Source organism: Porticoccus sp. GXU_MW_L64, from assembly GCF_052983295.1.
In genome coordinates, this window is sequence record NZ_JBRKJK010000030.1 from 1 (window position 1) to 9,154 (window position 9,154).

A 9,154-nucleotide genomic window follows, 5' to 3' on the forward strand; every position below is an offset into this window, starting at 1 on the left:
GTCTTCTTACGGTGTTTCTCAAAGCCATCTGTCAGGGATTGTTGGCGCATCGGTATCTCTGGTTTGTGGATATGCTGCTATTATCGCTCAAACGATGAATTAATCAGAGTTGCCTTAGTTTATTAGCATGGGTTTTAGCGGAGCGATGTAATTTTTGAATTCGTCATCTCAATCCTTTCTGGCATTCTTAGACAAAAAGTTAATTTCAACTTGCCACCCTCAATTCAGCGACCTTGTAAGCTATTGAAAACAATAAATAAGTTGATTTTTTCGGAAATTTTTTAAATTTTTTCTCCCAAAATGACCCTGTTGTTCGTATAGATAGTAAGTAAGCCACAAAATTAGAAATTTGAGGTTGGCCATCAATTCGGCTCGTTGTGTTGGTTGTCAAGCCATTTTCTATTTTGGCTGCATCACATATAGGGTTTAATGATAACTGGAAGTACAAACTTAAGAGGGTAAAACGGATGTTAATGGGTAAGCTAATAAAGACTCTTTTTAAAAATAACTTCATTTTCATCAATGCCTTCAAATTTCAAATTTCGACTGAAGTCATAAATCGAAACCTCAAGTATCTTTTTTCTTCGTTCTTATTTCTTTTTATATTTCTATCTGCCAATGTTGCGACAGCAACTCAAACCGAGGGATTAACATCTGGATTTAGAGATCCATCCTCTGGGTCGTCTTTTACATTGCTGTCACAAACAGTTGATCCTGTAACTGGGAAATTGACCTCTCATGTCAACTCGGGATCGAGTGCAACACTGCTATGGAGAATAGAGGGGGTTAGTAGCAGCATTGTACTCCATGCACAAATCGTAAAAGATACAAGTAGCGCTGGGGATTTCTCTACTTTTACAGTGGTAAAAGCTGAACCGATTCCTCCAGGAGGTGTACCAGTAGGATCTGGATTGGTAAGTGGTATAAATCTAAGCGGATTAACCTCAGGTCAACACCGCTATGCTTATGTTTGTATAGTTCAATCTGCAATCACAGGTAATTATCTACAGATTGTAGATGGTCATTATGTGACTGTTGCGCCCCCTCCCCCTGTTCCAGGAGCTTTGACAGTACCTTCAGGCGATAGTGATGGCAGTTATACAGTCAGTTGGGGTTCAAGTTCTGGTGCAACCAGTTACTCACTGCAACGTCGATTGAATGGTGGCAGCTGGGTCACACTTCAAAATAACAGTGCAACCAGCCGTTCTGAATCTGGCCTGTCTAATGGCACATATGAATATCGAGTAAACGCCAGTAACAACTCTGGCAGCTCTGCATTTACTTCAATTAAAAAAACAGATGTAGCCATTACACCTGGCATCCCCTCATCTATTAGCAATCCATCTGTCAGCTATACCGGCAACTTTACAGTTAGCTGGGGTGCTGCCAGCGGTTCGATCACTAAATACGACCTAAACAAAAGATTTAATGGAGGATCTTGGAGTAGTGGTTACGATGGTACGTCCACGAGCAAAGCTTTTAGTGGTCAAGCGGCAGGTAATCATGAATATGCTGTTCGTGCTTGTAAAACAACAGGCAGCTATACAAGCTGTTCGGCATGGCGTTATTCAAACCCCACTAATGTTGTACCACCTTCAACTCCAGGAACTCCCAGTGCTCCAACCAGCAGCAGTAACGGTGCTTACACAGTAAGCTGGGGTGTTATTAGTGGTGCGAACACTTATGAGTTGCAGAGACAAATAAATGGCGCTGGCTGGACAACAGTTCAAAACATTGGTGCCACAAGCCGTTCTGAAGCAGGCCTCAGTAACGGCACTTATGGATATCGTGTTCGTGCCTGTAGCTCGATTGGATGTTCTCCTTACAGTGGAGTTGATTCCACTGATGTGGCTATCACTCCCGGAATTCCTGCGTCAATAACAACACCGGGCATTAGCTATAGTGGCACTCATACCGTTAGCTGGGGAACATCAAGTGGCTCCATCACTAAATATGATTTGAATAAGCGTTTTAATGGCGGAAGCTGGGCAAGCGGTTACGATGGAACCTCAACCAGTAAAGTATTTTCTGGGTTGACTGAAGGGAATTATCAATATGCTGTTCGTGCATGTAAGACAACGGGAAGTTTCACCAGTTGCTCTAGCTGGCGATACTCAGGAACGGCTGTTGTTAGTTCGCCGTCAACACCGAGTACTCCAAATGCTCCTAGCAATAGTAATGATGGGGCGTATTCGGTCACCTGGGGCACTGTAACAGGAGCTACTAGCTATGAATTACAGCGACGTGCTAACGGTGGTAGCTGGAGTACACTTCAAACTAACAGCAGCACCAGCAGGTCAGAATCTGGCTTGGGCAGTGCCACTTATGGCTATCGGGTAAGGGCATGCAGTGCAGTTGGATGTTCAGCTTACAGTGCGGTTGATACAACATATGTTGCCATTGCGCCAAGTGTGCCGTCCTCCATATCTACTCCAAGTACAAGTTACAGTGGAAGTCACTCGGTAAGTTGGGGGAGTTCTTCAGGCTCAGTTACAGCTTATGAACTTTACCAACAAAAAGATGGTGGTAGCTGGGTATTGAAATACTCTGGGGCTGGCACTAGCGCTACGCTCAACAATCTGACCATAGGTACATACGCATATAGAGTTCGTGCTCGCAAGACGGTTGGCACATTCTCAGCTTATTCAGGTTACCGTAATTCCAACAGTAGTATGGTAACTACACCTTCAATTCCTGGTGCTCCGAGCGCACCAAGCGGGGTGAGTTCATCATCTATTTCTTTATCTTGGGGTGCAGTAACTGGAGCAAGCCATTATCTCCTAACTCGCACTGGCCCTGGAGGACTAGGCACAATAACAGTTTCAGGGACATCCCTAACTGATAATGGGCCGACACAACAAAACCCTTCCGCAACTTTGACTGAGGGAACATACACTTATACGTTAAAGGCTTGCAGTAATGTTGGCTGTAGTAATGAAAGCGCTTCTGTACAAGTGCTAGTAGATTATGTGCCTGATGCCCCACCTTACATTGATGCTTCGTCTCATGGAGCGCTAATTGATGAGGACTACACGATTCTTTGGGGAGAAGCAGCGGGAGTCGTCACTTATTACGAGCTGCAAGAAAACACGAACGGCCCTATTTTTAATATATCTTCCGGCACAACATACACAACTTCTAAATCGTTCCGAAACCTGTATCACTACAGGGTTCGAGCATGTAACAGTAATAATTGCAGCGACTGGCAACAATTCGCTTCTGTCCGCATTCACGAGCTGTTAAATACGATTTCTCCCCCCTTAGAAGAAGTTAATAATCTAACCGTGGGCTCAAGCCCATATGAAGCCAGTGTCACTCCGGGCGGTAATGCAAGCCTATCCATACCTATTAAGGTTGCACCCGGTGTAAATGGCCTGCAACCAAATTTTTCTATTTCATATCTCAGTGGAGCTTCTGGTACCCAAGGCTTGGTAGATGGCATGCCCGAAGATGTATTTGGAAATGCAGCCTGGTCATTAAATGGTATTTCAGCAATTAACAAATGCCGAACAGGAATATCCCTACCTGACCCTGATGGTCTGTGCTTAGATGGCGAACCTCTGGTTGTTGTTCAAGGCACTTTTGGCAGTACAGGTGCCATATATCGTACTTTGAAAGAAAGTTTTGTCAGGATTGAGCAAAAAGAGATAGCCGGCCGCGCGTGGTACGAAGCCAAATTCCCCGATGGCCGGGTTGCACAGTATGGCGCAACCACAGACAGCTATGTCGCAAATAAATTGTATGACCCAAATGTCCTTTTCTTTGGCGCAGTTACACAATGGTCTGTTAACAAAGTTACGGATGCTTTTGGTAATGATGTTGACTACACGTATAACCATGCTTATGACCACGGAGGTGATTCTATAGGCAATCATTATTTGTTAAGCGCAGCTTACGATAATGCTGTTATTGAATTTGGCTATGAATGGTATGGGTCAAGCAGTGAGACACCTCCTATTTCACTAAGGCTAATTTCTATTTATGTGGATAATATTAAAACTAGGGAATATCGCCTGATTCACGATGGAGGAAATGAAAAAATTCAGGAGTGCGGCTATTCTGAGCAAGGAGTTTTAGAAAGCTGTTTTAGTCCTTTAGTATTTAGCTTTGCCGCTGTTGCGAATCCAACCCCTGATTACAGCGGTGGGTTATCCGAAGTTATTGATGGCTTGGGCGTCAGGACAGAATTTACCTATTCATTGCTCTCGGCTACTGGTAGTCAATTTTCTGAGCGACCCTTCGGTACAGCAACTACACCTACAGGTACTGCAAACTTAGCTGATGACAAACACGTGGTCACAGAACTACGTCAAAGCAATGGCTTGGGTGGGGATTTTGTCACCAACTACGCTTATCACGGAGACGGTCTAAACAGCACCGAAAACTGGGGCTTTTTGGGTTTCTACGCCCAGCGTGTCATTGACCAACAGTCTGGCATTGTCACCTATATGCAGCGCCATCTGGGTGATCCGCTGTATTACGGTGAGATCAGTGCCGTACATCAATACGATGGAATTTATGGCTCCCACACGGAAGTTCTTAGCAAGGTGGAAAGCCAATACACCAAGCACACAATCACTCACGGCAACAACAATACCACCGAATACGCCTATGGCAATCGCACCACCATCTTTGCCTATGAGAGTGGTCAATTGCTTGGAGCCACGGAAGAAACTAATACCTACAATTTCCTGAATGGTTTTATCGACACGGTTGATACCACCATTAGCACAGCAGAGTCTGTCAGCTCACCGTCCTTCAGCCCGGCCTTCTGGGGAGATGTCGCAACCCACAGCCTCAACAATGTTATCAATACAAGCCAAACCAATACTGGTTTTAGCCACCGCACCTCTGGCAGCCAGTGGCTGGTTGGTTTTGCGGATGCGGTGAGCAGTAGTAACAGCGATGGCTCCGACACAATTACCGGGGATGCCACCTTTACACCCCATAGCAGCTCACTGCGAATTGCCAGTGCTACCCGTTTCCCCAATCACGCGCGCTTGACACTGAACACCAGCTACGGGTACGACACCTACGGCAACGTCACCAGCACCACGGTAAACGGCGATAATGTGCCTACTCGCTCATCCAGCGCCAGTAACTTCCTCAATAATCGTTACCCACAAAGCCTGCAAAATGCGGAAGGCCATAACACCACTATCAATAGTTATGATCTGCGCTTTGGCACCGCCAAGCAGGTAACCGACGTCAATGGCGAGGTGGTTAGCGAAATACGGGATGCACACGGTCGGGTGACTAGCGCTACAGGTTCTACCGGCGTGGTTACCACCTCTGTTATTGAATACTGTAATGGTAGTTGTGGGACGGTCAGTGATGGTTCCACCAGTGTGGCACCGGTCTTTAAAGTCACCACGGATTCCGGTATCAGTCCACAGACAATTGCGTATTATGACCTGTTGGGTCGGGTGATTCGCACTGAAGTAGAAGCCTACAGCGGCAGTAACAACATATTGCGGGATACCTTCTACGACAACCAGGGTCGCGTGGCTAAGTCCTCATTGCCTTACTACGAAAACGCCACCCCGGAGTATCTGGTACCCAGCTATGATTTGCGAGATCGGATTATTGGAATCACTCGTCCGGATGGCGGAAGCACTGCCACTACCTATACAGTTAATGGTGGTGCCAACCGGGTAATTGTCACCGTATCCGATACCGTTGTGGACAGCCAGGGTAACAACCCGGAAGTACAGGTTAAGCGCAGTGAATTCGATTTGCTGAGTCGCCTGATGACAACTACCGATGCCCATGGCAGCTCGGAAGCCACCAGTATCAGCTACACCTATTGGCCCGATGGCACCACCAAAACGGCGACAGTGAATGGTGGCAGCGACGGCACAACCACCACTTCGTTTGAATACGATGAAGCCGGCAACCGCACCAAACTTACTGGCCCCAATGTGGGGGTTATTGACACTACCTATACCGCTCTGGGGCAGGTGGATACGGTCACGGATAACAAAAGTCAAGCCACCAGCTACGGCTATGACTTGCTGGGTCGTGTGACCAGCCGTACCGATGCCGATGGCACTAGCAATTGGGTATGGGATAGTGCCACTAATGGCACTGGCTACCTGGCCAGCCGCACCGACAATAACGGTTTTAGCGAAAGCTACACTTACCAATACCTCAGTGGCGCGGTACAGCTGACCCAGGTGGATACCAATATCACCGGCGTCGATGTGCTGGGCACTACCAGCCACAACTATGTCACCACCAATACCTACGATAACTTCGGTCGCCCGGATATGACCAGCTACCCGGCGGGCATGGCGGTCAAGCGGGTGTACAACGGTCGTGGCTACCTGCAACGGATCGAAAACAACAGCACCGGCGCAGCCCTGCAAACCTTTAACAGTGCCGATGCTTTTGGCAATGTCATCGATGAGAGCTACGGCAATGGCGTGGGCACCTTGCGCACCTACGACCCAGAGTCTGGTCGCCTCACCGATATCGACACTACCAACGGCAGCACCGTTCTCCAGAACCTGGAATACAAATGGCGCAGTAACGGCACTTTGGAAAGCCGTGCGGCTCTGCCCGATACTGCTCAAAATACCACCAGGCGAGAAGTCTTTGAATACGATGCTCTAAATCGGATTACCGAAGCGGCCAGTTACTTGGGAAGTACTTGGCAACGGGATCTGGACTACCAGTACAACCGTTTAGGTAACCTCATTGGCAAAACCAGCACTCAAAGTGGTGATACCGATGTTACGAGTTATAGCTACGGCAACGGCATCAGTACTGGCAGTGCGGCGGGCCCCCACGCCGTAACCAGTGCCACTATTGACGGTGTGGTGCACAATCTGACCTACGACGCCAATGGCGCGGTAACCGTTTACGACCGCACCGACAGCAGCACACTGGACAAGTACATTGAGTACAACGCCTCCAGCCAGCCCACCAAAATCGTTGTCGGCACTGGTCTGAACGACCCCAGCCCGGAAGCCAGCGACGAATTCCTGTACGGGCCGGATGGTAGTCGTTACTTCAAGAAATCCACCTACCAGGACAACGGCCAGACCAAAACCGAATACGTGTTCTATGTGGGGGATTACGAACACAGCTACACACCGGACGATAACGACACACAGGAAGTCCACAAAACCAGTATTGGCAGCAATATCCTCCACATGGAGATACTGCACCAGAGCTTTGCCATCACCACAGAAATCGAATACCTGCACCGGGACCACCTGGGCTCGGTTGACACCATCACCGATGAAAATGGCAACCTGCTGCAACGGATGGCGTTTGAACCCTTTGGTAGCCGTAAGGACAGCGACTGGTTCCGCAATATAGACACGTCGGAGCTGGACAGCCTGCTGGATAACCTCAATATCCGCACATCCAGAGGCTTTACCGGGCACGAACACCTTGATCGCACCGGCTTTATTCACATGAATGGGCGGGTGTACGACCCGGTACTGGGGCGGTTCCTAAGCCCCGACCCTTACGTGCAACTGCCCGCCAGTAGCCAGAACTGGAACCGCTACAGCTATGTGCTGAATAACCCGATGAGCTTTGTTGATCCGAGTGGGTTTAGAGCGGCATTGCTGGCTACAGGTACTGCAGTTTCTGAAAGTACAGGTAGTTATAGCTATACATACATAAGCGGATATAGGCAAGTAAGCCAAGCAGAAGAAATAGTTGAAGTTCAAGTTTACAGGGAGCCTATTTATAATTCATTTGATGAGATAGTGGGATATAACACGGAAGCCCGAGAAGTAGTCGTTGGTGTGATTAATAGGACATATCAAGTGCCTATTTACAAAACGGTTATTATTCCAAAGGCTGAATATGCATCTCACACGGGATTGGCCGACACATCTAGAACAGTTGACTTTTCTTTTGCCGGGTTTGATATTTCGGTTACAGAAAGGCAGCTTGAGAATGCACTGGAAGCGATTGACCTTATATCTACGGGCTTGGATGTTCTTGATACAGCGGCAACGGTAGCTGCTGTAGCTCAGGCAGCTACCGGGGTTGGTTCACTTTCAGGGCTTTTGACCTATATTGCTGGTAAAGGTGGCAAGTGGATTGGTAAGTGGCTGCTTAAGAAAGTTAAGAAGGTTCTTACTGATAAACTTGAGAAATCTAGAAAAGTTTGGGGGAAAAGGCCTCCTGCCAGAAATGAAGGAGAAGATCTATTTCGTGTAGTGGATGATGTAGAGTTGGCGGATATTAAAAAAACGGGGGGCTTTAGAACTGCACCTGGTTCATTTGAAGGAAAACAGTTTGTCGATAATATTGACGATGCCAAAGCACTTCAGAAGAAATTTTCAGAGTTTTTTGGAGGGAATCAAACTATTGTAAGGGGGCAGGCACCTAAGTCTGTTCTTGATAATGCAAGTAAGACTCCATTTTCTGACATACCAAATGGTACTGCGATAACGGTACCCATAAAAGACTTGCCTAAAGTCAAACCAAAATTATGAGGTAGAGAATGGTAAGTTCAACAGCTCCATTACCTGGTAAGGCCAAATTATTTTGTGCGATTAGTGCAGTGCCAGAAAGCGGACTCACATCATCTCGGCATAGAGTTGAATTATTCGAGGATGGCAAGTCAGAGAACGCTTGGATATCTGAAATTAATATCTTGGGTGATTTGCCTTGGCATAGAGGAGAAGAGCGAGAAGTTGAAGTGCGCATTATGTCTTGTGAATTTAGAGACTATTTAATGGATAAACGACCCAGCTTGCTGGTGCGATATGGCAGCCAAATTATTGGCAGCCTAGAGTTAGGAAGATAAGGGAGCAGATTTATTTTCTAGGCTAAATCACCAGCTACGACTACTATCTATTGGGCCGTGCTGAAAGCCGTACCAAGGCTAATGACACCAGATCCCCAGTAGAAATCAAAGGTCGAAATCCGGTTGCAAACCACAAAATACTCTTAATTTCTTATTTGCTGGCACGAAATTTTAGGGCTTTAGTGAACTTGACTCTTTAGATTGAGACACCTATTAGAAAATTACTAACCCGCCTTAAATGTCAAAAGTAGTCTTTTTAAGAGGGTGTTCAAAATTCTGTGTCACCAAATCGAAGCTAACGCGCTTCGCTTGTTGGCCACTGCGCCGGTCTGATGGACCTGATTCCGCGAAGCGGCCTCAGAACCTTCAGCCCGTCAC

The 9,154-nt window shown here is 47.1% G+C and carries 2 protein-coding genes; both read left to right on the top strand.

Annotated elements, in window-relative coordinates; all coding sequences use genetic code 11:
• Positions 1 to 473 precede the first annotated feature (473 nt).
• Positions 474 to 8,462, top strand: a complete 7,989-nt coding sequence (locus ACVBEJ_RS14385; RefSeq protein WP_447130332.1) for an RHS repeat-associated core domain-containing protein — start codon at positions 474 to 476, stop codon at positions 8,460 to 8,462.
• A gap of 8 nt (positions 8,463 to 8,470) precedes the next feature.
• Complete coding sequence (locus tag ACVBEJ_RS14390; protein WP_447130333.1) at positions 8,471 to 8,776, top strand: hypothetical protein; 306 nt, start codon at positions 8,471 to 8,473, stop codon at positions 8,774 to 8,776.
• Positions 8,777 to 9,154 lie beyond the last annotated feature (378 nt).

Bases quoted from the DNA above. Each gene is read 5' to 3' on its own strand.
- ACVBEJ_RS14390 (WP_447130333.1), top strand. From the start codon at position 8,471: ATGGTAAGTTCAACAGCTCCATTACCTGGTAAGGCCAAATTATTTTGT.
- ACVBEJ_RS14385 (WP_447130332.1), top strand. From the start codon at position 474: ATGGGTAAGCTAATAAAGACTCTTTTTAAAAATAACTTCATTTTCATC.